The sequence below is a fragment of the Colwellia echini genome (genome assembly GCF_002843355.2).
GTDB lineage: Bacteria > Pseudomonadota > Gammaproteobacteria > Enterobacterales > Alteromonadaceae > Colwellia > Colwellia echini.
Map to the genome: position 1 here is coordinate 1 of NZ_PJAI02000088.1, position 541 is coordinate 541.

The following is a 541-nucleotide window of genomic DNA, read 5'->3' on the forward strand; positions in this document are numbered from 1 at the left end:
GTCCCAGTAAATTCAAAAATATCTTTATTCGTACCACCTGAACCAGCATCAATTGAAGCAGTAACCACCTCTACATCAGAAATTGCAACCGTGTCATCACCATCACCACCGGAAATACTTGCAACTCTATTAGCTTCACCATTACTAATATTGAAAACATCATCACCAAGGCCGCCAACAAGGGCTCCAGTGTTACCCGCTGTACCAATGGCAAAGGTATCTACATTGTCACCACCAGTGATAGCACCCGCCGTACCATTGATGGTGTAGGTGTTTGCGCCATTTTTACCGTCGATATCGCCAATAGAAACACCCGCATTTACCGTGAAACTGTCAATGCCACTGCCGCCGACTAAATTCACAAAGTCTGTAAAACTAATACCGTTTAAGGTACCTGCGTTATTCGCATTAACTAACCAGGTGTTCGTCGTATCACCTGTTAAGGTGGCATTACCCACACCATCAATTAATTCAAATCCTGAGATATCTGTGATTAATAAACTGCCGTCGGTTGCCGTAAGGTTAAACGTATCTTTTAACG

1 protein-coding gene is annotated in these 541 nt (G+C 43.3%); it reads right to left on the bottom strand.

Annotation, left to right across the window (positions count from 1 at the left end):
- On the bottom strand, window positions 1-541 hold a 541-nt coding region (locus CWS31_RS17660), incomplete at both ends, for a hypothetical protein (RefSeq protein ID WP_211355868.1).